Raw genomic sequence first — 22,395 nt, 5'->3', positions numbered from 1 at the left:
CTAGCTCCAGCGCTCAGCTCCTCTGCCAGAACGGAACTGTCGGTAAAGGCAAAAAGCGCCTTTTCCGCCACTTCCTTATCTGACTCCCGGAGCTAAACGAGCGCTTCCGCTTTTCGAGTCACGCTGGCACGCTTTTTGCATGTAATAGTGGTAAAGACCGAAATGGGGGAACTGCTGTGAGATACGACTTGTATAAGCCGAAACGCCATTGGAAAGATATTGAGCTTTGGAAAGATGTGACGGAAGAGCAGTGGAATGACTGGCTGTGGCAGCTGACGAACACGATCCGGACACTCGGAGATTTGAAAAAAGTTGTGAACTTGACTCCTGATGAAGAGGAAGGAGTCAAAATTTCTACGAAAACCATTCCTTTAAATATTACTCCATACTACGCCTGGCTGATGAACGAAGATGATCCGAGGTGCCCGATCCGCATGCAGTCGGTGCCGATTTCACAGGAGCTGAATAAAACAAAGTATGACCTGGAAGATCCGCTGCATGAAGATGAAGATTCTCCTGTACCCGGCCTGACACACCGCTATCCGGACCGTGTTCTTTTCCTGGTGACAAATCAATGCTCCATGTATTGCCGTTACTGTACAAGAAGACGTTTTTCAGGACAAATCGGCATGGGTGTGCCAAAGAAACAGCTTGACGATGCCATCGCCTATATTGCTCAAACACCGGAAGTGCGGGATGTCCTCATTTCAGGCGGTGACGGTCTTTTAATCAATGACACTATTTTAGAGTACATTTTAAAGAACCTGAGAGCCATTGATCACGTTGAAATTATCCGGATTGGCACTCGTGCTCCGGTCGTATTTCCGCAGCGCATTACCGAAAATCTCTGCAATATCCTGAATAAATACCATCCAATCTGGCTGAATACCCATTTCAATACATCGATCGAAATTACAGAAGAGTCCAAAAAGGCTTGTGAGATGCTCGCTAATGCAGGTGTGCCTGTCGGCAATCAGGCAGTTATCCTTGCCGGCATCAATGACAGCGTTCAAATTATGAAAAAGCTCATGCACGATTTAGTAAAGATCAGAGTCCGCCCGTATTACATTTACCAGTGTGATCTTTCTGAAGGCATCGGCCATTTTCGTGCACCTGTTTCAAAAGGGCTTGAAATTATTGAAGGCCTGAGAGGTCATACAAGCGGTTATGCCGTACCGACATTCGTAGTGGATGCACCGGGAGGCGGAGGGAAAATCGCTTTGCAGCCAAACTATCTGATTTCCCAAAGTCCGGGAAAAGTCGTTCTTCGAAACTTCGAAGGTGTAATCACAACGTATCCGGAGCCGGAGAATTATGTTCCGGGACTTGCTGAAGATTATTTCAATGAAATCTATCCTGACTCAGATTCGAAAAAATCATTGTCAGGCATTGCAGGTTTATATGAAGATGCACAGTTTAACCTGATTCCTGAGGGTATCGGACGCATCAGCCGAAGAAAAACGTTTGAAACCAATCCCGAGCATGCAAGTTTAAAGAACAAGCGGGAAAAGCGGGACGAATTAAAAGAGAAGAAATACCGTGCCCAGCTTTTAAAATCCGAAGATAAGAAGGCGGCAGAAAATGAGTGAGCGCTGCGAGTGGTGTGAATCGGAAAATGCCGTAAAAACAAGCAACCTTGTTCACTGGGAGCTGCCGGATGGATCACGGGCCATCGAAATTTCTGAAACGCCTTGTACGGAATGTCCAGATTGCGGCATCAGCTATCAGAGCGAGGATACAATTAATGAAATCGAAAATCAGCTCCTCCTGATTAATGTGAAAGAACTGCCAAACCGAGTCAATTTTGATGAGCTCATGAAATGGAAGCGCCATTTAAAGCGAAATTATTTTGACTTTACGTGAAACCTCAGAGAATTCTGAGGTTTTCTTCTTGTCCAATCCGCGTTATAATAGGGGCACTTTACAAACCCAACGGAGGGGACCCGCATGAAATCTTTTTATCACTACCTGATGAAATTCAGGCATCCAAAGCCTCAGGATGACATCAGCCGTTTTGCCAATGATGCTTACGATGATCACAGCTTTCCAAAATCATCCGACGATTACCACGAAATCAGCTCATACCTCGAGCTTAACGGCTCATACCTCCCGGGTCTTGTCGTATTTGATGACGCCTGGGACTTGTATGAAGCGGAAATAGTAAAAAAATCAGCATTTTGAGAGCAGTCCTGGCCAGGGCTGTTTTTTTGTGCCTCAGAACTTGTTATTTGGACTTGCAGGAAGTGCCGCCACATTATGCTGAAGAACATGATGCTACAAATAAAAGCGAGAGTTAGAGAGTGAATCGTACGGTAAAACTGCTTGAGCGTGAAAGATAGCATAAGTAAAAGGGTGAATTGTACGGTAAAACCCTCTTGAGCGTGAAAGATAGCATAAGCAAAAGGGTGAATTGTACGGTAAAACCCTCTTGAGCGTGAAAGATAGCATAAGCAAAAGGGTGAATCGTACGGTAAAACCCTCTTGAGTGTAAAAAGTAGCATAAGCAGAAGCGCAAATTTTACGCTAGAACTTAACCCAGTGTCTAAAATGCCGTTCGTTAAAGGGATTTTTTTCAGAAAAACTCATCCATCATTTATCCCTTGACAACTTTTCAGCTCCGTCATATAGTTAATAAAGTTAATAGTTAAGTAAGTTAAGTATTAAATTGATTTGGAAACGGGAGGGGAACATGAATACACGCCAGGAGCTCACCTACGAATTTCTCTCGAATTACAGAAAGCTGAACAAGATGACCAGGGCACATTTGAATGACATGCTTGAACCCATGCTGCCGTTCAATGAATTTATGGTGCTTCGGCTCGTGCATGAACAGGATCATCCAAATGTCAGCCGGATTGCAGATCTGCTGAGCGTTTCGTGCAGTCATATTACATCAGTCAGTGAACGGCTGATAAAAAAAGGCTACTTAACACGTGTCAGGGCAAGTGACGACAGACGAGTTGTCCTTCTTCAGCTGACGGAAGAAGGAGAGAGAGTGGCAAGAACAGTAGAGGCGACCATCACAGAATACTTTCACCGGAAACTGGAAAACGTAACCGATGATGAAATGATTGTATTTAATCGCCTTTTAAAAAAATTATTAGAAGAAAACTAGAGGTGGAATCATGGAACATTTAAGTCATAAAGAAAAAATAACGATAATGATTGCCATCATTGCAGCGATGTTTTTTGCGGCAGTAAATCAGACAATTGTAGGGAATGCTCTTCCAAAAATCATTTCAGAGCTTGGAGGGCTTGATTATTACAGCTGGGTTTTCACCATCTATATGCTGACAAGTGCAATTACAACCATTCTTGTCGGAAAGCTATCAGATATGTATGGAAGGAAACCTTTCATTATCATCGGGATCATCATTTTTTCTATTGGAGCCTTTCTTGCAGGTACATCAACTGACATTATTCAGCTGATCAGCTACCGCGGGATTCAGGGCTTTGGAGCAGGTATGATCATGTCAACTGCCTTTACGGCTGTAGGGGATTTATTTGCTCCAAGAGAGCGGGGCAAGTGGCAGGGTGCCATGAGTGCCGTGTTCGGGGTTTCAAGTGTATTCGGACCGACGCTCGGCGGATACATTGTCGATAACCTTGAATGGAAGTGGGTATTCTGGGTTTTCCTTCCGCTTGGAATTGTCGCGCTCGTACTTATCTGGAAGCTTTTCCCGTCCACGGAGAAAAAGCCCGGCCAGAAGGTTGATTATCTTGGATCGTTATTCCTTTCATCAGCCATTGTTGCAGCACTTCTCGCTTTCTCATGGGCAGGAACGAAATATGACTGGGGCTCAGCACAAATCCTTTCTCTATTCGCGGCAGCAGCTCTGTCCGTGATCATCTTTATTTTAGTCGAACGAAAAGCTGTCAGCCCGATTCTGCCGCTCGATCTGTTTAAAAACAGCATCTTCACCATTTCAAATGTCATCGGGTTTGTCATTGGGGTCTCCATGTTCGGAGGTGTCATGTATGTTCCTTATTTCATTCAGGGTGTACTCGGCTACTCGGCTACTCATTCCAGCTTCCTGACAATGTCCATGACGCTCGGCCTTGTGTTTGCAAGTGCTCTTGGCGGACAGATTATTTCTAAAACAGGAAAGTACAAACTGCAGGCAATCATCGGGCTGTGCATATCTGCAGCAGGCCTTTACCTGCTGTCAACCATGACGGTAGACACCTCGCAGTATTTGCTCGTATTTTACCTGACACTTGTCGGATTTGGCATCGGAATTGGCATGACTGTCTTTACGCTTACAGTGCAAAATGCGGTAGAGCAGAAGCTGCTTGGTGTCGCAACGGCATCCTCACAGCTGTTCCGTTCCGTCGGGGGGACTGTTGGAGTTGCCATCATGGGAACACTTCTTAATTCGCGCATGCAGGATAAAATGGCTTCAATGAGCAGCGCCAGTGACACGAATCAGATGGCAGCATCACCTGAGCTTGCGGGGAAACTTCAATCTCTGCAAAACCCTCAGCTGCTGCTTGATCATGAGAAGCTTGACGGCTTAAAGAACACACTTCCTCCTGAAGCGGTGCCTTTCTTTGAAAACGTCATCCGTCAGCTGCAGGATTCCCTCAGCTACGCGTTATCCGGTGTTTTCATCTTCGTGACGATTACAATGGCGCTTGCGATTCTCTTAACCTTCTTTATTAAAGAAATTCCATTAAGAAGTGCAAAGGATCAGCCTTCAGTAAAAAAAGAAAAAGCAATAAAAACCGGAGAACTGCAGGGCAGCGAAAACTAATGAAAACCAAGGTGCATGAGCACCTTGGTTTTTCCTGCGTGAAGAGGTATAAAGCGGTGCAGTGGACATACATATAGAATTGAACATTCTATGACGTCTGTCCGGGAAGAGTGGTTTTTGCTAAAATTCTGCTTTATAATGAAGAAAAAAGTTGATGGAGGAACACCTATGCCTCAAACACCGATTGAGCGTTTCAGATTTATGGGATTCATTGAAGGAGCTTCGCTGCTTATCCTTCTCTTTATTGCCATGCCGCTGAAGTACTGGGCGGATATTCCAATGGCCGTTACGATTGTCGGCTCATTGCACGGATTCTTCTTTATTGCCTACCTCCTGATCATTGCATATACAACGTATAAAATCAGATGGTCTTTTGCCTGGGTATTCAGTGCAGTGGCTGTTGCATTTATTCCATTTGGGAATATGGTTCTTGATTCAAGACTAAAAAAAGCCAATTTATAGTTAAAGAGATAACCCAAATACGGGTTATTTTTTTGCTTTTTATAGTTGCATCTTTCGTCCCATGCCCTACGCTCCCAAAAAGAGTAAACTGAGTATGTTCGGTTTACAGAAAATTCTAAAAAGGGTGTGGTTGTTTGAGGAGAAAAATGATAGCGGTTACATTATCAGCAGCACTGCTTGCGCCTATTATCCCCATGACAAATGAGCCTGCCAGAGTGTCTGCCGCACAAGAAGCTTCTATTCCTGATGCACACAGCTTGAAAAAAACTTATTTTGACGGAATAAATGAGAATTATTTAACGACAAAGAATCCCGTTCAATATCAGCAGGCAACTCTTTTTGGGAATCTCGGATTGACGCCGCATTTGTGGGGGAGTGCAGAAGATGAAACAGGCTGGCACAAAATGTACAATCCAGCCCCAGTCACCGGAACTCAGGTTAATGGAGCATTTGAGGATGCACAATTTGTGATCCGGATTCCCGATAACTGGAACGGGAAACTGGTATCTGCCGGAATTCCTGCAACGCGCAATGAAACCTCGACAGACTTGCTCTTCAGTGATTTTGTCCTGGAAAAAGGATACGCTTTTGCGGCCATTGATAAGGGAACACAAGGTAGATTAGATCCTGCAGATCCATTTGCAAAAGCAAAAAATGCTCTTGTTGAAGAAGATGATTCGGTTGCCGAATGGCACAAAAGGTACCGGCAGATAACGGCGTCAGCTCAAGCTTACCTCCAGGAAAATTATGCGGACAAGCTTATCTCGCCTAAAGACAAGTCAAATCCTGCGCATCACCTTATTAGAAAAAACCACCGTGTTCCTACATATGCAATTGGAATTTCAAACGGAGGGTATGTGGTCAGGTACGCGCTTGAGCATGACGGGCGCCAGAAAAAAGAAGACAGGCTGTTTGATGGCGGCGTTGACTGGGAAGGTGTTCTCTGGACAGAGAAGCAGCCCAACCTGATTTCCTCTTTGACAGCGGTTGTCAATCATGCCGAGCCTGCCATATACGGCAGTGGAAAAGAGAAAGAAAAAGCGGTAAAAGAGTTGTATAAAGCAGGGGTTCCAAAAGGATCAGAAGCATTATGGAGCTATCATGACCAGGTGTACTGGTTTATTACTGCAAATATTTACCGCGATCATTTTGATCCTAATGCACCTGAACGGATTGACTGGAAAAATTACTTGAATTTTATTAATGGAGTGAGAGACCGAACCTATGACTCTATTTTCGAAAACTACCGCTATCCATCCCGTCCTAAAAGCGTAAAAGAAAGCATTAAAGAGGTTGCGAACACGGGAGGTATCGATGTTCCGCTTATCAGTTTTACGGGTACCCTTGACACTCTGATTTTCCCTGACATTCATGCAGCGGGATATGAGAAGCTTGTTAAAAAAGCAGGGAAGGATAAACTGCACCGCATGTATTACATTGAAAATGGCAATCATGTCGACAGCTTGGTCTGGAATGCTTCAACGGATGCCGGGAAGAAGCTCCAGCCGCTTTTGCCGTATGCCCATCAATCCTTTGATTTACTTACAGACTGGGTGGAGAACGGCGCAAGGCCTCCAGAAAGCAAGAACATTCCCGCACCGGCGGATCCAGTTAAGGTCATTGATTTAAAAACTGGAAAAGAGACAGATCCGTATTGAAAATTGACAGAATCCCGTTCATATACGGGATTTTTTGCTTTATCTTTGGAAATGTATAAATTATCCTTTCGAAATTTTCTGTCAATAATTCACGGAGCTAAATCAGTATAATCCAGACGCTGTCTGTGCTATTATTTAGGAATGCGAAATATATTGACAGATACACAGATAATTTAGGAGAGATAAAGTGAGTACATTAGTAAAAGCACCGCTGTGGACAAAGTCGTTTGTGATGCTCATGGTTGGAAATTTGTTTATTTTTATGTCGTTTCAGATGCTGATCCCGACACTTCCGCCCTACATAAAGTCTCTTGGGGCCTCAGGTCTTGAGATCGGGCTTGTGACTGCACTGTTTTCAATAGGCGCTGTATTAAGCAGGCCGTTTATAGGCTATATGCTCGAATACCGGACACGCAAGCCGCTCGTGCTTGCCGGAGCTGCAGCCCTTCTTGCCATTACCATCGTATATCCGTTATCGAGCATGATTTTTATTTTTCTGCTTTTTCGGTTTGTGCATGGTCTTGCCTGGGGGTTTTCAACAACAGTAAACGGTACGGCTGCCGTAGATGTGATTCCGAAATCGCGTCTTGGTGAAGGCATGGGCTATTTTGGCCTGTCCGTTACGCTTGGCATGATTATTGCTCCAAGCCTTGGAATATATCTTTTTGGGGTTACGTCATTTAACAACTTAATTTACATTTCATGTGCACTCGGTCTGATTGCGATTGGATTGCTTGCTGCTGTGCGTTACCATACGCCTCAATCAGTGACGAACACTAAAAAGGAAGATTTAACATTTTCCTATGTTGGTTCGCTTGTTGAAAAATCAAGCTGGTATCCTGCTTTCATAACGATGATCGCGACGTTTGGTTATGGGTCGGTTGTGACATTCATTGTGATATTCGGTGAAGAACGGGGGATTGAGCAGATTTTTCTGTTTTACCTGTTTAATGCCATAATGGCATCTGTTTCAAGACCGATTTCAGGGAAATGGTTTGATCAGAAGGGGCCGAAGGGTTTAATTATTGTATGTTCGGTCTTAACCTTCTCGGGTCTTTGGGTTCTGTCATTCTCCCATACAAATGCAGGAATAGCTGCTGCCGGAATTTTGTTTGGAATCGGCTTTGGTTCCCTGCTTCCGACGCTTCAGTCATGGACGCTCTCCATGACCCCTGACAACAGAAGGGGTGTGGCAAACGGCATGTACTTCTCTGCGATCGATTTTGGAATCGGCTTAAGCGGAATTGTCTTCGGGATTCTTGCTCAGTTTGTCGAAACGGCCGTGCTTTTTCAAATCTCCAGCATTTTTCTGCTTATTCCGGTGGTGCTGACGCTTCTTGAAGAAAAACTAAGCAAAAAAGAGCATTTGGTTTTAAAAGAGAATACGTGATAAAAAAGCAGGTCTGAACATCCATCAGACCTGCTTTTTAGTTGAGTGTTTTTTTTGCTCCCACTCACGTGCAAGCATTCCATATACAGCATGATCAACATAATGATCATACAGCCATTCTGCCTCGCGGATGGTGCCTTCATGCTTATAACCGAGGCGTTCGGGGATGCTTCTGCTTTTCATGTTTTCTACTGCAGCCCTTATTTCTACTTTGTTCAGTCCATATTCATTAAACGCAATCTCAGTCAGTGTTTCCGCCACTTTTGTCATAATGCCGTTGCCTTGAAAATCCTTACCGAGCCAGTATCCGATATAGGCGGTTTTGTTTGGCCAGGTGATGGAATTGAATCCTGCTGTACCCGCTATTTTTCCTTTGAAAAGAATGACTGTGCTTAAGCTTTTATGATCGGCAAATCCACGGAGGGTGCCTTCAATAAATGCCTTTGTATCTTCTTCCTTGACCGTAAAATCAAGCCACGGAAGCCATTCTTTCAGATAACTTCTGGACCCGTCTGTCAGTTCGAACAATTGCTTTGAATCTCTGACATCCGTCAATTTAAGTGAGAGTTCATCATTAATCTTATGTATAAACATTGAAATTCCCCCAATCTTTGTCTATTCGTCTACTATACATAAAAAGAAAAAGGCTGCCAATCCCGGCAGCCTTACTTAAATCATGCTTTTTTCTTTCTTGAACGGAGTTTATCGACCGTAATAAACAGGGCAGGCACAATCAGCAGGGTCAGGATTGTCGAGAAGAGAACCCCTGAAACGATGCTGATGGCGAGCGGTTTAAAGAGCGGATCGTTGCTGAATGCCACAGGCAGAAGGGCAACAAGCGCCGTGAATGCTGTCAGTAAAATCGGACGGATTCTTGCGCGTCCGGCTTCAATAACCGCTTCGGCACGGTCGTAACCAGCTCTCATCCGCTGTTCGATAAATTCAAAGAGAACAACAGAATTCCGGACCACGATTCCAGCTAGAGAAACGATTCCCATTGTGGCCATGAAGCTGAACGGTGTCTGAGTAACGAATAATCCTGCAACAGCACCGGCAACTGCAAGATAGACTGTTCCAAGCACAAGCAATGGAAGGGAAAGAGAATTAAACTGGAACGCTATCGTGATGTAGATCAGAACGAGTACAACTAAGAACAGAAGACTGATTTCAACGAAGAATTTCGTCTGATCGTCGTTTTCTCCTCCGAGAGTCAATGTATAACCTTCACCGGAATAATTCTCCTTATAGTCATCTACGATGGATGCAACATCCTCTTTGAACGTTTCTGATTCACCAGGATATGCTTTTAGTGTAATCGTACGTTCTCCGTTTTCACGCGGAATGGTCTGATACTGCTCCACTGTGTCAGTTTCGATAAATTGACTTAGGGGAGCTGTTTGAGGCACTGGACCTTCAGATTGAAGGGGTACCAGAATTTCATCCAGTTTGATGCCTTCTTCATGTACAGCAGGGTCCTGCTTAATCAATAAGTCAATGTTTTCGTTGTTGCTTTTGAAGGTTCCCATAGGCACGCCTTCGGTTACCAGACGGATCTGATCACTTATAAATTTCGGATCCAGGCCGCTTTCTGTTAAAGCTGTACGGTCAAGCTTATATTGAACAGAAGATACCGGCTCTTTCACATTATCAATAATCAGCCCGCTGTCTGCTTCTTTAATGTCAGAAGCGAGTTTGTTTTTAATCTCGTTCAGTTTATTGAAATCCTCGCCGCTTAATTTCACAGTAACAGGTGCACCCGTTGGAGGACCCTGAACAATCGTTGTTAAGAAAATTTCGGCTTCAGGATACTTTTCCCTGAGTGTATCTGTATGTTCTGCAATAAATGCGTCAGCTGTAACGGCTTCGTTGTCGATGCGAGTGACAATCTGTCCCGTATTTGGACCTGCATTTTCAACCGTTTCACTAAAGAGACCGGGAACACCGGAGCCTGCAAAAATAGCTGTTTCTTCTGTTTCTTCAATAGCAAGAAGATCAGTTTCCATTTCTTCAAGGACAGTATTCGTTTCTTCCAGTGTATAATCTGTCGGCATGGTAACCGTCACGGTCACTTCTTTCTTGTTCGCTGACGGGAAAAATTCGAACGGCACAAAGAATGCCAGCAGGAAAATCAGCGTCGTTCCGACAATCCCTGTAATTCCGATTAGAACCGGACGTTTGACGATTTTTGCAAGCAGTGTATCAGCATAAAAATTCGATAATCTAAGCAATGGCCTGCCAAGGAAGCCGGGTTCTTTTTCACTGACACGGATTTTGCGCTTATTGACGGCATATTGATAAACAGGCACTAGGGTCAATGAAATGATCATTGAAGCCGCAATCGTCAGAATCAGTACAGATGGCAGGGACCGGATAAATGAACCATTCGCACCTGATAAGAGAGTAAGCGGCAGGAAAGCAAAGATAACAGCGAGTGTAGAAGTCACAATGGATCCCCAAACCTCTTTCACGCCATCCTTGGTTGCCTGCAGGGCATTGCCGTTTTTCTGAAGCTTATACTGCCTTAATATATTGTCATTGACGACAATCGCGTCATCGACAAGTATTCCAAGCGCGATGATGAGGCCGATGACTGAGATCTGATTCAGATCTACGTCCAAAAACGGCAGCGGAAGAGTTCCAAGCGTAATTGAAAGCGGAATCGCAAGTGACACGATAAAGGCTCCGCTCAAAGTAAGACCGAGAGTAGTAATAAGAATAACGGCCAGTACAGCAATAGCAGCCTCTTTAATCAACTCATCAAATATTTTGTCTACATCCGCTTTTTGCGAGTAGTAGGTTTTCAGTTCCACATTGTCCGGAAGGCTGAGTTCGTCTTTTAATTCCTTATCGACCTTTTTAAAAGTGGCAGGAATATCAAGACCGGATTCGATATTTACGGTGAATGAATAGGCAGGTTTGCCTTCAAATGAAACGATATCTTCCTGCGTTTTTTCCGTCAGCACAAGGTTTGCCGTATCTCCGATTTTGACAGCTTCCTTAGTGATCGGAGACAGTACAGTTATGTCTTCAATTTGATCAATATCCTTGAACTGATCAAGAGTGAGACGGATCGTTTCACCATTTTGGGACGTTTCGCCAAGCGGTGTTGTTTTGTACTCGCTGTTGATGGCTTCAATAATGTTAGAGACATTCAGGCCATTTTCTGCAAGAGCTTCACTGTCAAGCTCCAGGACAGCCTCTTTTTCTTTGAATCCTTTTATAGTAACGCCTGATACGCCATCAAGTTCCTGAATCTTCTCTTTTAAACGGAGTATTTCTTCCTGGCTCTGTTTAAGCGTATCTGCGCTATCTGCTGTAAACATGTATGAGGCTACAGGCAGCCCTGTCTGAGCCTGTTTGACCTCAGGATCAAATGCTTCATCAGGCAGTTTGGAAGCGGCATCCGATACTTTTTGTTTTAGGTCGGATGTGATCTTTTCCAGATCCTCACCATCTTCTACTTCAACTATGACATTTGAAAACTCCTTTGCTGAAACAGAATTCAGGCTCGCAACGCCATCGGAGTTATTAATGGCATCTTCAAGCACTTCTGTTACGTCACTTTCAACAACGGATGCATCTGCACCCGGATAAACCGTTGAAATGGTTACGATGTTTGCCGAGAACTCGGGCAGTTCGCGTTTGGGAAGCTGGTAAAACAAATAGCCTCCGACAAGAATAATAACGAAAAATAAGATGATAATTAATTTTCCGCGTTTGAGAAAGCTCTCGAACATAAATAAGTTCCTCCTTCAATTAGGTCAAATTTGACTAAGTAAACTATAGCACACTTGCTGCGTGATTTTCATTTCCGAATGTGTTAAAAATTTGTGAACTTGTAGAGAGAGGGAGAATGTAAATGTAAGATTACAAAATTAATTTTTTGTAAATTTTTTTGTTGTTTCTTCTAGGCATTTTGATATGATGGAGTGAACATATGTAACTATATGATAAAGGTGAGTGTAGGATTGTCATATTTTAATAGGAATAAAAAAAGCATGTTTCTCTTTTTTACCATTGTCTTTACAATCAGCGGATTCTGGTTTTTGAAATCATTGTATTTCGTACATGAACTGGGAATGTCCCCCCACAAAAAGTTCATTCTCACAGCATCGGCTGGGCTGGCATTATGTCTGGCTGCCCTCCTTGCCACAGGCAGATCCATTGTGAAATTCACATCCGTTTTTCTAATATATTTTTTACTGTCGCTTTTGCTGTATGCAGACGTTCTGTATGAACGTTATTATGACGGTATTCTAAATTTAAAGCTTGCAGGGCAGGCGGGTCAGCTTGGAGATGTCAAAGATTCCATTCTTTCTTTGGTTTATCAGACCGATTATCTTTACTGGGCTGATGTCCCGGCAGTTGCTTCAGTTCTAATATTCTGTTACTGGCTGAAAACAGAGGAAGTGCTGAAATGGCAAAGCAGGGCAATTTTTGCAGCTGGTGCTGCTGCCCTAATTTTTACTTCTTTCTTCCCGTTTAAAGAAACGTTTTCAGATCAGTACAAAGTTTCACTGACTGGAATTCTGCCTGCACATATTTACGATTTTAAACAGATGACCGTAAATGAAGCATTTGCCAATGAAACATTTGTCGGGGATAAAAAGAAGACTGAAAATCTTCAGGCATATTTCAGGAAGAACCAGGAACTGCAGAAGAACTCCCCGTATTTCGGCAAATTCAAAGGCAAAAATGTCATTATGGTCCAGGCAGAATCCCTTAACGTGTTTACCGTGGGACTCACCATTGACGGGGCAGAAATTACACCGAATTTGGATAAGCTGATTAAGGAGAGTCAGTATTATCCCAATACGTACCTTCAAATTGGCCGCGGAAATACGTCGGACGCCGAATTTGTAGCCAACAATTCCATTTACCCGATGGCACCAAAAGGAGTTTACAATGCTTTCCCGGAAAACAACTATCTTTCGCTTGGGAACATCCTTAAAGGCGGAGGCTATACAACAAGTGCTACCCACGGAAATGTTCCGGACTTCTGGAACAGGGAAGCAGCCTATGACAAACAGGGCTACGAAACGTTTTATCATAAAAATCATTCAAACATAGCATCTGATGAAATCATCGGAATGGGCATATCAGATGAAAGTATATTCAGACAGATGACAGAAATTTATGCGAGTGAAACAAAGCCGTTCTATAGTTTTATTGTTTCCCTGACGAACCACAGACCGTTTGTCATGCCTGAGGAATACCGTGAACTTGATCTTCCGGACAGGTTTGACGATACCAATACAGGGCATTATCTGCAGTCTGTCCATTATTTTGACAAAACGTTAGGTCTTTTCATTCAGGATCTTAAAGAGAAGGGCCTGTGGGACGAGTCCATTTTCGTAGTTTATGGCGATCATTACGGACCTCTCCCTATGGATGAAAAAGAGATTAATAATCTGCTTGGAGTTCCTTTTGATGAAAAAGCCCAATTTAATATTCCCCTCATTATTCATCATCCGGGTCAAAAAGAAGGCACTGTCAATGAAGTGACTGCCAGCCAGATGGATATTGCACCGACAATAACTTCACTGCTTGGAATTGAACAGCCGCTAATACAATTCGGCAAGCCGCTTGACACCGTTACGGAAGGCTTTGCGGGCTTTGCATATGAAACGACGAGATATTCATTTTATTCCGATAAGTATGATTATGCAGCTTCGCATACTGGCAACTTTAAATCAGGAAAGTGCATAGATAACCGTTAAGGAAAAGTAACGGATGTTGAAGCCTGCAGAGAAAACTATGAAAAACTTGTCCAGGATATTGAATGGTCATCCATGTTTCTTGAAAATGACCTCCTCTTAGAGCTTTTCAACAAGTATTGACTGAGACGCGAGATTAATGGATGAGGCTTTGGGCCCTCCTGAAACCGTGTATCCAACCGGATACACGGTTTTTTATTTTGAAAAGATGTCCTAGGCAGCAGAATATTTTTTTGAAAGCGCATCAAAAAATGATTTACAAAATTTTCTACTAGTTCTATAATTTTATAGTTGCAAAAAATACAGACAGCAAAGGGGGAACATCAGATTGATCGAAGTACGAGATTTAAAGAAGGAATACAAGCTTGTAAAGAGAGATCCCGGCTTAAGAGGCGCAGTGAGAGCACTTTTTAAACGTACATACGTGACTAAGACGGCTGTCAAAGGAGTCAATTTCAAGATTGAACGCGGGGAAATGATCGGGTACATCGGTGCAAATGGTGCCGGAAAGTCTACAACCATCAAAATGCTGACAGGAATTCTGACTCCATCTTCCGGGGAAGTAAAGGTTGGGGGGATTGTTCCCTATAAAAACAGAAAACAAAATGCGAAACAGATCGGTGCGGTCTTTGGACAGCGGACACAGCTGTTCTGGGACATCCCGGTATCTGAGTCGTTTGATCTGCTTAAACATATTTATGAAGTGCCTGAAGAACAGTTTAAGGAAACACTTGAATTGTTCACAGAGGTTCTGCAGCTGAAGCCGCTTCTTTCGATACCGGTAAGGCAGCTTTCACTGGGGCAGAAAATGAGATGTGAGCTTGCGGCGGCATTTCTCCACAGGCCGGATGTCGTATATTTAGATGAACCGACAATCGGGCTTGATGTAGCAGTGAAAGTGCGGATACGGAAATTTATTAAGGAAATGAATGCCCGGTTTGGTACGACGGTGCTTTTGACAACGCATGATATGCAGGACATTGAAGAGATCTGCAGCCGAATCATCATCATTGACAATGGTTCCATTTTATACGACGGCGGCCTCCATGAAATTAAAGACACATTCGCGGCCAAACGGGAAATCCACTTTGAAGTCGAAAGTGTGCAATCGTTCTCATACCCGGCCGCTATTAAGGACAGAACAGAGCTCAGGGCAGTCGATGAAGACCAGCAGCAAAAAGTCATTCTTGCATTTTCTCAAAAGGATGTGGCTGCATCAGAAGTGATCTCCGCCGTTTTATCTGAAAATGACATTATCGATTTATCTTTAAACGATCCAAAAATTGAAACCATTGTAGAAGAAATTTATAACCGCGGGCTATAGGGGGGGTATAGAAATGACGAAATACCTGATGTTTGCAAAATCCCAAATGCAGATCAACACTGCATACTCCGCGTGGTACTGGGCTGGAACGGCATCATCCATCATGCGTCTGATGATCATGTTTTATTTTTGGCATGCCGTCTATGACGGCAAGGACACCATTCAGAATCTTACGCTCCAGGATATGCTGACGTATATTGTGGTGGCCATGTTTATACAGGGGTATGTTTCTGGAGTCGGAAACGAACTTGCGCATGATATCCGGGACGGGAACATTGCCATTGAGCTTATGAGACCATATGATGTCATTTTTAAACTGATTTTCATGGATTTCGGAGGGAAGATCACTCATTTTTTCAGGGAAACACTCCCTCTGATGGTGATTGCTTTTGTGTTCATCGATCTGTCTCTTCCAGGTTCGGCGGAAGCTGCGCTCCTGTTTTTGATCAGTGCGGCACTTGGAGTCTGGATTGGCACGTTTTTTGATCTGATGATTGGCATTATTGCCTTTTGGACAGTAAATGTCTGGGGTCTGAGAGTCCTGAAAGAGGGAGTCATCACGTTTTTTTCCGGAGCACTTGTTCCCATTACGCTTTTTCCCGGGTGGCTTGAAACGCTGAGCTCATATTTGCCGTTTCAGGCGATGGTATTTACGCCTGTTTCTATATATACAGGTATTCTGGAAGGCAGTGATGCATACATTGCCGTGCTGATTCAGCTTGGCTGGTGCCTCGGAATGTTTCTCATCATGAAACTGATTTGGTCCCAGGCGATCAAAAAAGTGACCATTTTCGGCGGGTAAGGGGGTAATAAACAATGCTGAAACGGTATACAAAGCTGTATTATATTTTTGCGAAAAATCACATTAAGGTGATGATGGAATACAGGGTGGACTTTTTCATCGGTGTGATCAGCGTGATGCTCCAGCAGTTCGCAAGCATCTTTTTTGTGAAAGTGGTGTTCGATCATATTGAGCAAATTAACGGCTGGACGTTCTATGAAATTCTTTTTATTTACGGTATTGCCGCAACGGGCAGGTCTCTGCATCATATATTCTTTGATAATTTATGGACGCTTGGGTGGCAGTATGTAAGGCCCGGGCAGATGGACCGTCTACTCATCAGGCCGATCAATCCGCTGTTTCACGTGTGTGCAGACAGGCTGCAGCAGGACGGACTGGGTCAGCTTGTGATCGGGATACTTATTCTGGCAGCAGCCTTTCCGCAGCTGGATCTGGCATTCGGCTTCGCAGATTGGCTGATGCTCGTTGTGATGATTGTTTCAAGCGGTTTGATTTACATTGCCATCAACCTGTTTTTTGCCACCTTTTCCTTTTGGATGATCGACAGTCTGCCTATTGTGTATGCTGTTTTTAATCTGAGTGAGTTTGCTAAATACCCGCTGACAATATACAACAAAACCATTCGTGTCTTTTTAACATGGGTCATTCCGTACGGATTTACGGCCTTTTATCCGGCGGCGTGGTTCCTTGACAGAGAGGGGTATGCTTTTGTCGGCATCATGTCCCCGCTGGTCGGTTTAGGCAGCATTGCGCTTGCGTATATTTTCTGGCTGTATGGATTGCGGGCATACGCGAGTACCGGAACGTAAGAGAGGGAGCTGAACGAATTCGTTCAGCTCTTTTTATTGGATAGAGTTTCTGCAGAAGTGAATTCTAATATCAAAAGAGAAGGAGGCGAGTGGCATGGGAAAATACCTGCAGGTTCATCCGGAGGGAGAAAAATTCAGCCTGTTTTCTGTAGAGCACATATGGACGATTGTAATCATAGCTGTAATCATTGTTGGAATGATGCTGTTAAAAAAGAGCTGGATGCCGTATCAGCATCCCATCAGGCTGGCTCTTGCAGCTGTGCTGTTTCTTGCGCTGATCACTCATCAAATGTGGCTGCTGACCGAACATGCGTGGTCTGCAGCATCTGCACTGCCACTGCATTTAAGCGATCTGTCCGTCATACTCGCTTTCATCATGCTCCTAAACGGGTCGGAAAAACTCTTTCAGTTTTTGTATTTCGCAGGCATCGCAAGCTCTGTGCAGGCGCTTTTGACCCCAGACCTCAGCACGTATCATTTTCCGCATTTTCAGTACATCGTCTTTTTTATCTCACATGGGACCGTTATTTTAGCGGTGGTGGTCATGCTGATGGCGTTCTCTTATCGTGTAACCTTCCGGACCGTCTGGAAAAGTGTTCTGATTGTTAACCTTTATGCCGTCATCATTTTTGCTGTGAACAAGTGGCTGTGGTCAAATTATATGTTCCTAATGAAAAAGCCTGAGGGTGTGTCCTTGCTTAACGTACTTGGCAAATGGCCGTGGTATTTAATCTGGGCGGAGCTCATCATGATTGTCAGTTTTCTGCTGCTGTTTTGGGTGTACAAGAAAGGAAGACTGCATCATTGATCATAGGAAAAGCGGAGCTTAAAGGCTCCGCTTTTCTTATTGTCCAGCTCCGCCTCCCAGCCCTTCTGTCAGAACAAAATCCGCCAAAAAGTCAAAACCGGACTTTTCGGCGGATTTCTTATCTGACTGCCAGGCCTGAACAGTCGGCTCCGCTTTTCTTATTTATTCGTCTTATTAGGCTTCTTTTTCCCAGGGTTGCTGCTGCCTTGGTGCTCGCGGTTGTATTCGTCTTTTTGCTGTTTTTGCTGCAGGCTGTTCACGAAGTTTGATGTGTTTTCCACGGTGAGTCCTCCTTGAATTGTTTTTTAGGTTCTTACTATTTCCTTCTTGATGAACATTCATGAGTCCAACTCGGAATCCTTTGCTGTTATGCCTATTACTTATTTTGCGCTCCGGCATATACTATTTTAACTTTTATGAATCGCGGCAAAGGAGGATCTATCGTGAACAAAAAAATACCAAAGTACAAAGTCGGGGATATTGTCGTGATTGTTATGTACAGCACGGTCGGGACAGTGACGAACGTTCATCAGATCGATCAGCATTATCTTTACGAAGTGAACCACAGCGAGATTTTGTACTTTGAAAACGCGATACAGCTATACTCTGAATACACCGGAAAGGTGATTGATTCAGAGAAGATTGAAATTGAGTTTCAATACCATATCGGGGATATTGTTCAGGTGAAGGGCTATGAAGAAGAGCTTTTCAAGGTGGTTGGATTCCGGACTGAAATCTGGAGATACACAGAAGACGGCTGGGAAGATATCATTTATGAACTGATGAGAATCAATGACGGGGAATGGCTGGAAGCATCCGAAGAAGAGCTTGTTTTCGTCATGGGGAAAAAGCAGGCAGGCACATTTGTCCAGCAGCTGAGCCTGATGCATATTGTTTCGCAGGAAACAAATGGAATTGAGCAGCTTCTGTCAAAAGAAAAGCTGCCAAAGCAAGAGCTCCCCGCGAAGAAAGTCAAGCGCAGCAAACGTGATATCGTGGATGAACTTTTAGATATCTATAATGACTATTTATTTATGTATGAACTGTTTGGAGATCAGGAATATAAGGAAATGATGGATTTTATCATCGACAGTTTAAGAAAATATACGAACGCTTAGTTAAAAAAAGATATAAGAACGTAAATGAAAAACGGAAAACATCCATACACCATGAGTGTTTGAAGGCATGCAATCATCTGTTTGTGAACGCATTCAAATCCCTCTCCGTCCAAAAAAGCAAGCAATTTATTCGTTTCCTGTTTTGCAGCAGCTTGTCCATTTTTCATTTCAGCATCTCCTTTTTTGTTGATCTATTTATCACATCGTATGCAGGCCGCAAAAAGGATATGAAAAGAAAAATGTTTATTTTGCAAGACATAGATTACACAAGTTGGACATATAAACAATTACTAAGGGGGCGATGTTGTGAAAGAAATTGAAGTAATCATTGATACCGAAGAAATGGCTGAATTCTTTTACAATGAGCTGACAAAGCGGGGATATGTTCCCTCGGAATCGGAGCTTGATACGATCGCGGATATTGCATTTGATTATTTGCTTGAAAAGTGCATTATCGACGAAGACCTGGAAGATGTTGATTAAACGGCGAGATGACTCGCCGTTTTTTTACATGCCGCGTTTTAAGAAGGGCTTTGTCAGAAGTTTCATCGACCCCATTTTCAAAAGATCCATTTTTACGTTTTTTGTCATGTCCCTGTACGCTTGCTTCTTATCAAAGCTGTCAAAGTCAGCTGCCATGTCCGGATCTTTCAGCCAGTCAGGCCACGGATAATATTTATGGGATACATCATTCCACACATCTGTCAGCTTCGGACTGTATATTTTTTGATGGGGATCCGCTGAAAACAGGTTCGGCCAGTAATCCTCCCGTGAGCCTGAATGAGGAAATGTTTTTGCAAATAAAAGAGCTGACGGGAAAACCGCAGGATGAAACAAGGTGCTGTAAAGAGATTTACCAATGCTGATCCTTGCTTTCGGATCGTTGAACTGTCCAATTTCAATTCCTGCCAGTGAAAAATACTTATCGTACCCTCTTTTTTTAAAGGGGAAAATAACGTTTGTAAAACCGCACCTCTCTTGAAGCAGATAAGGAATGGACTTTAAAATGTCTGATGATTTTGATATAAGCTGCTGCTCGACATACTGCTGTTCATTCGTTATCAGCGCAAGGGTAAGCAAATTAGATTGCTTTCTTTCATAAAACTGCGCCCAGACTGGCTCCATAAATCTCGAAACATGTAGGGCGGGAAGCAGCCGGAAGAAAGGCTTTCCTCTTTTTTTGCTCTCCTCATAAAGCAGAAGCTGAGGATAAGCATCGTGGAAAATCAGGGCATTTGCAGTTTCAAGAAAATGAAACAGAGAGTTTCGTTCATTTTTTTCGGATAGAAAGTGGCTCACCAGACTGTTTTTCAAATCAGTCATGCTGTAGCCGCCGTTTCGGGAAACCATGTGGGCCAAAAAAGCCCAATGCACCTCGGGATGTTTTAAATAGAAGGAAAGATAAGCTTTTGTCCGCGTTAGATTATTCAGGTTGCAAGATGCAGTAACAGCCTGGATGTTCCGGATCATCTTTGATTCTTCACCGTACACAATAGATGGACCCGGCTGAACAGCAATCAAGGAATCTATAAATGCTTTTTTTTCTGCGTGATCCATAAGAGATGCGACCGTTGGTTTTTTAAAAAGGGGGAGGATTGTCATTTTTGCCAGCTCCTAAAACCTTGCCTCTTACTTACATATGAAAAACCTGAAACTTTTGTTCTCGCGGCACGTATGAAAAGAGCAGGAACTTTTAATGAAAGAGGGATTGTCATGCTCAAAAAACTGATTCAATCGTTTCTAGGAAAGAAATCTCACCGCAGATACAGCAGCAGCGACAGAAGAGGCAGACCATACGGAAATCCTTCAAAATACGGCTATAAGCATTACAAACGCAAATCAAGATCGAGCAGATTTTCAGGATCCTACAGCAGCTGATGAAGAACCTTCTCCTAAAGTACGGAGAGCGGCCGCTAAAGGCCGGTGATGTAATCGATCATCGATATACCATACAGAAAGTTCTTGGAAAAGGAAGCTACGGCATAACGTATCTTGCAATAACAAAAAGAGATGAGCCGCTTGTGCTCAAACAGCTTAGGGCATATAAGGCTGCATCAGATAGCGGCCTCTCGTCATTCAGGCTTGAAAAAGAACTGCTGGAACAACTCAGCAGTCCGTATTTTCCGGCATATTCAGGCTCTTTTATCTGGAACAGCAAGCATTTCATTGCAATGGAGTATATTAGCGGAGATACGTTTGAAGATTTAATCTTCCTGAAAAAAGAATCATTCGGAGAGAAGGAATCTTTCCGTATTTTGTTGAAAGTAATAGAGGCTGTAGAGGTTCTTCATGCAAAAGGGATCGTGCACAGGGACTTGAGGATTCCGAATATCCTTTTAAAGCATGAATCCATCAGAATCATTGATTTCGGACTTGCGGCAAGAATCGGTGAGGGGCCGGACCCGGCAGAATTGGGGAAGTCTTTTTCCCGTGAAAAAAGACACTACAGAGAACGTTCTTTTCAAAGCGACTTTTATGCGCTTGGCCACTTTGTTCTTTTTCTGCTGTATTCACAATATGTCCCGGTTTCGAAAAAGAACAGAAGCTGGGAAGAGGAACTTGCGTTAACTCAGCACTCAAAAGATACGATTAAACGGATGCTCAAGCTTCAGCAGCCTTATGACAGGATAGAAGACCTGAAAGCTGATGTTTTGAAGTGTGCAGATAGGGGAGAAGAAAATGTCGTTTTTTAATAAGATTTTATCAAGCGTAGGAATTGGGGCTGCAAAAGTGGATGCAAGACTTGCATCTGACAGGATTGCTCTTATGGATGAAGTAAAAGGCATTATTCACGTTCAGGGGGGAAATGTTGAACAGCAGATTGATGAGATCTATCTGTCCCTGCAAACAAGCTACTTAAAAGAGACGGATGATAAAAAGTATTATCAAAACGCAACCATCACCAAAATCAAAATCAATGAGCCGTTCGTCATCATGGCAAACGAAGTGAAAGAAATTCCGTTTGCGTTTCAGCTTCCTTCGGATACGCCGATTACCCTCGGCTCATCAAAAGTGTGGCTTGAAACAGGGCTGGATATTAAAGGCGCCGTTGATCCGAGTGATAAAGACCGGATTGAAGTCCTTCCGCCCGCCATTGTTCAAACCGTATTTGCCGCATTAAGAGATCTCGGATTCAATTTGCGCAAAGCAGAAAACGAGGCAGCTCCATACCATCTGAGAAAAAGACTGCCGTTCATACAGGAATTTGAATTTTATCCGACAGCAGGTCCGTTCAGGGGGAAATTGGATGAACTGGAGGTCGTGATTTCGAACATCAGTCCGCAGGGAGTAGAGCTATTGCTTGAAATTGACAGGAGAGCAAGAGGCCTGGGAGGATTTTTGTCAGAAGCGCTTGAAATGGATGAGTCTCTTGTTAAAGTGATGATTCCAAATGCGGATCAGCAAGCCATCCGCAGAACACTGGAAGATGTTATCCAAAGGTACAGCTGATGTAGAAGCGGCAAGTTCATCATGCTGCTTTTTTTATTCCGGGAAGAAGCATTTTTTCATCCAGCTCAGCATCCTTTTCTGCTTGAGGCTTCAGGACAGTCAG

The 22,395-nt window shown here is 43.5% G+C and carries 23 protein-coding genes; 18 read left to right on the top strand and 5 right to left on the bottom strand.

Features of this window, described 5'->3' with window-relative positions; all coding sequences use genetic code 11:
- Nucleotides 1–176 precede the first annotated feature (176 nt).
- From kamA to JOJ89_RS11410, 8 genes are all read left to right on the top strand, one after another.
- On the top strand, nucleotides 177–1,589 hold the full coding sequence (kamA, locus tag JOJ89_RS11445; protein ID WP_203287416.1) for a lysine 2,3-aminomutase: 1,413 nt from the start codon (nucleotides 177–179) through the stop codon (nucleotides 1,587–1,589).
- The gene (locus JOJ89_RS11440) at nucleotides 1,582–1,863 is read left to right on the top strand and encodes a YokU family protein (RefSeq protein ID WP_029565887.1); all 282 of its coding nucleotides are present in this window, start codon (nucleotides 1,582–1,584) and stop codon (nucleotides 1,861–1,863) included. The genes kamA and JOJ89_RS11440 overlap by 8 nt, the downstream gene beginning before the upstream one ends.
- Nucleotides 1,864–1,947: 84 nt before the next feature.
- Entirely contained in the window at nucleotides 1,948–2,181 is a 234-nt protein-coding gene (locus JOJ89_RS11435) for a YozE family protein (RefSeq protein ID WP_029280728.1), read from the top strand.
- Nucleotides 2,182–2,689: 508 nt separating this feature from the next.
- Nucleotides 2,690–3,115, top strand: a complete 426-nt coding sequence (locus JOJ89_RS11430) for a MarR family winged helix-turn-helix transcriptional regulator (RefSeq protein WP_029280729.1) — start codon at nucleotides 2,690–2,692, stop codon at nucleotides 3,113–3,115.
- A 10-nt stretch (nucleotides 3,116–3,125) separates the two neighbouring features.
- Entirely contained in the window at nucleotides 3,126–4,754 is a 1,629-nt protein-coding gene (locus JOJ89_RS11425; protein WP_029280731.1) for an MDR family MFS transporter, read from the top strand.
- Between the two features lie 168 nt (nucleotides 4,755–4,922).
- The gene (locus JOJ89_RS11420) at nucleotides 4,923–5,216 is read left to right on the top strand and encodes a DUF3817 domain-containing protein (RefSeq protein WP_029280732.1); all 294 of its coding nucleotides are present in this window, start codon (nucleotides 4,923–4,925) and stop codon (nucleotides 5,214–5,216) included.
- Nucleotides 5,217–5,410: 194 nt separating this feature from the next.
- Nucleotides 5,411–6,874 carry an alpha/beta hydrolase gene (locus tag JOJ89_RS11415; RefSeq protein WP_407656363.1) on the top strand — a complete coding sequence of 488 codons (1,464 nt, stop codon included), beginning with the start codon at nucleotides 5,411–5,413 and terminating at the stop codon, nucleotides 6,872–6,874.
- Between the two features lie 232 nt (nucleotides 6,875–7,106).
- Nucleotides 7,107–8,264 carry an MFS transporter gene (locus tag JOJ89_RS11410; RefSeq protein WP_029565881.1) on the top strand — a complete coding sequence of 386 codons (1,158 nt, stop codon included), beginning with the start codon at nucleotides 7,107–7,109 and terminating at the stop codon, nucleotides 8,262–8,264.
- Between the two features lie 24 nt (nucleotides 8,265–8,288).
- Here the strand turns inward: JOJ89_RS11410 and JOJ89_RS11405 are convergent, their stop codons facing one another.
- Complete coding sequence (locus JOJ89_RS11405; protein ID WP_029280736.1) at nucleotides 8,289–8,858, bottom strand: GNAT family N-acetyltransferase; 570 nt, start codon at nucleotides 8,856–8,858, stop codon at nucleotides 8,289–8,291.
- An 80-nt stretch (nucleotides 8,859–8,938) separates the two neighbouring features.
- Entirely contained in the window at nucleotides 8,939–12,001 is a 3,063-nt protein-coding gene (locus tag JOJ89_RS11400; RefSeq protein WP_029565880.1) for an efflux RND transporter permease subunit, read from the bottom strand.
- A gap of 261 nt (nucleotides 12,002–12,262) precedes the next feature.
- Between JOJ89_RS11400 and JOJ89_RS11395 the strand changes: the two genes are divergently transcribed.
- From JOJ89_RS11395 to JOJ89_RS11375, 5 genes are all read left to right on the top strand, one after another.
- Complete coding sequence (locus JOJ89_RS11395) at nucleotides 12,263–13,984, top strand: LTA synthase family protein (protein WP_203287415.1); 1,722 nt, start codon at nucleotides 12,263–12,265, stop codon at nucleotides 13,982–13,984.
- A 325-nt stretch (nucleotides 13,985–14,309) separates the two neighbouring features.
- Nucleotides 14,310–15,305, top strand: a complete 996-nt coding sequence (locus JOJ89_RS11390; RefSeq protein WP_029280739.1) for an ABC transporter ATP-binding protein — start codon at nucleotides 14,310–14,312, stop codon at nucleotides 15,303–15,305.
- Nucleotides 15,306–15,318: 13 nt separating this feature from the next.
- Nucleotides 15,319–16,107, top strand: coding sequence for an ABC transporter permease (locus JOJ89_RS11385; RefSeq protein WP_029280741.1), 789 nt, complete (start codon nucleotides 15,319–15,321; stop codon nucleotides 16,105–16,107).
- A 14-nt stretch (nucleotides 16,108–16,121) separates the two neighbouring features.
- On the top strand, nucleotides 16,122–16,916 hold the full coding sequence (locus tag JOJ89_RS11380; protein ID WP_029565879.1) for an ABC transporter permease: 795 nt from the start codon (nucleotides 16,122–16,124) through the stop codon (nucleotides 16,914–16,916).
- A gap of 94 nt (nucleotides 16,917–17,010) precedes the next feature.
- Nucleotides 17,011–17,724 carry a YwaF family protein gene (locus tag JOJ89_RS11375; RefSeq protein ID WP_203287414.1) on the top strand — a complete coding sequence of 238 codons (714 nt, stop codon included), beginning with the start codon at nucleotides 17,011–17,013 and terminating at the stop codon, nucleotides 17,722–17,724.
- Between the two features lie 158 nt (nucleotides 17,725–17,882).
- Here the strand turns inward: JOJ89_RS11375 and JOJ89_RS11370 are convergent, their stop codons facing one another.
- The gene (locus tag JOJ89_RS11370) at nucleotides 17,883–18,005 is read right to left on the bottom strand and encodes a DUF4023 family protein (protein ID WP_029280747.1); all 123 of its coding nucleotides are present in this window, start codon (nucleotides 18,003–18,005) and stop codon (nucleotides 17,883–17,885) included.
- Nucleotides 18,006–18,167: 162 nt separating this feature from the next.
- On the opposite strand from JOJ89_RS11370, the gene JOJ89_RS11365 reads away from it, so the two are divergent.
- Nucleotides 18,168–18,842, top strand: a complete 675-nt coding sequence (locus tag JOJ89_RS11365; RefSeq protein WP_029280748.1) for a hypothetical protein — start codon at nucleotides 18,168–18,170, stop codon at nucleotides 18,840–18,842.
- Here the strand turns inward: JOJ89_RS11365 and JOJ89_RS11360 are convergent.
- Nucleotides 18,839–19,009 carry a hypothetical protein gene (locus tag JOJ89_RS11360; RefSeq protein WP_203287413.1) on the bottom strand — a complete coding sequence of 57 codons (171 nt, stop codon included), beginning with the start codon at nucleotides 19,007–19,009 and terminating at the stop codon, nucleotides 18,839–18,841. The two genes, JOJ89_RS11365 and JOJ89_RS11360, sit on opposite strands and share 4 nt — an antisense overlap.
- Before the next feature lie 139 nt (nucleotides 19,010–19,148).
- Between JOJ89_RS11360 and JOJ89_RS11355 the strand changes: the two genes are divergently transcribed.
- On the top strand, nucleotides 19,149–19,325 hold the full coding sequence (locus JOJ89_RS11355; RefSeq protein ID WP_081414131.1) for a YozD family protein: 177 nt from the start codon (nucleotides 19,149–19,151) through the stop codon (nucleotides 19,323–19,325).
- 24 nt (nucleotides 19,326–19,349) lie between these two features.
- Here JOJ89_RS11355 and JOJ89_RS11350 read toward each other — a convergent pair whose 3' ends face one another.
- Nucleotides 19,350–20,444 (bottom strand): DUF2515 family protein, encoded by a 1,095-nt coding sequence (locus JOJ89_RS11350; RefSeq protein ID WP_203287412.1) that lies wholly within the window; start codon nucleotides 20,442–20,444, stop codon nucleotides 19,350–19,352.
- Nucleotides 20,445–20,555: 111 nt separating this feature from the next.
- Here JOJ89_RS11350 and JOJ89_RS11345 point away from each other — a divergent pair, with 111 nt between their 5' ends.
- From JOJ89_RS11345 to JOJ89_RS11335, 3 genes are read left to right on the top strand one after another with little or no spacing between them, the layout of a single operon-like run.
- Nucleotides 20,556–20,720 (top strand): hypothetical protein, encoded by a 165-nt coding sequence (locus tag JOJ89_RS11345; protein WP_087946320.1) that lies wholly within the window; start codon nucleotides 20,556–20,558, stop codon nucleotides 20,718–20,720.
- Nucleotides 20,720–21,535: a serine/threonine protein kinase gene (locus JOJ89_RS11340; protein WP_029280751.1), complete on the top strand. Its 816-nt coding sequence runs from the start codon at nucleotides 20,720–20,722 to the stop codon at nucleotides 21,533–21,535. The genes JOJ89_RS11345 and JOJ89_RS11340 overlap by 1 nt, the downstream gene beginning before the upstream one ends.
- Nucleotides 21,522–22,292, top strand: a complete 771-nt coding sequence (locus tag JOJ89_RS11335) for a sporulation protein (protein WP_029565874.1) — start codon at nucleotides 21,522–21,524, stop codon at nucleotides 22,290–22,292. The genes JOJ89_RS11340 and JOJ89_RS11335 overlap by 14 nt, the downstream gene beginning before the upstream one ends.
- Nucleotides 22,293–22,395 lie beyond the last annotated feature (103 nt).

This window comes from Metabacillus sp. cB07, assembly GCF_016839225.1.
In the GTDB taxonomy this organism is placed as follows: Bacteria; Bacillota; Bacilli; order Bacillales; family Bacillaceae; genus Bacillus_P; species Bacillus_P indicus.
This window is presented reverse-complemented; position numbering and strand designations above follow the sequence as displayed.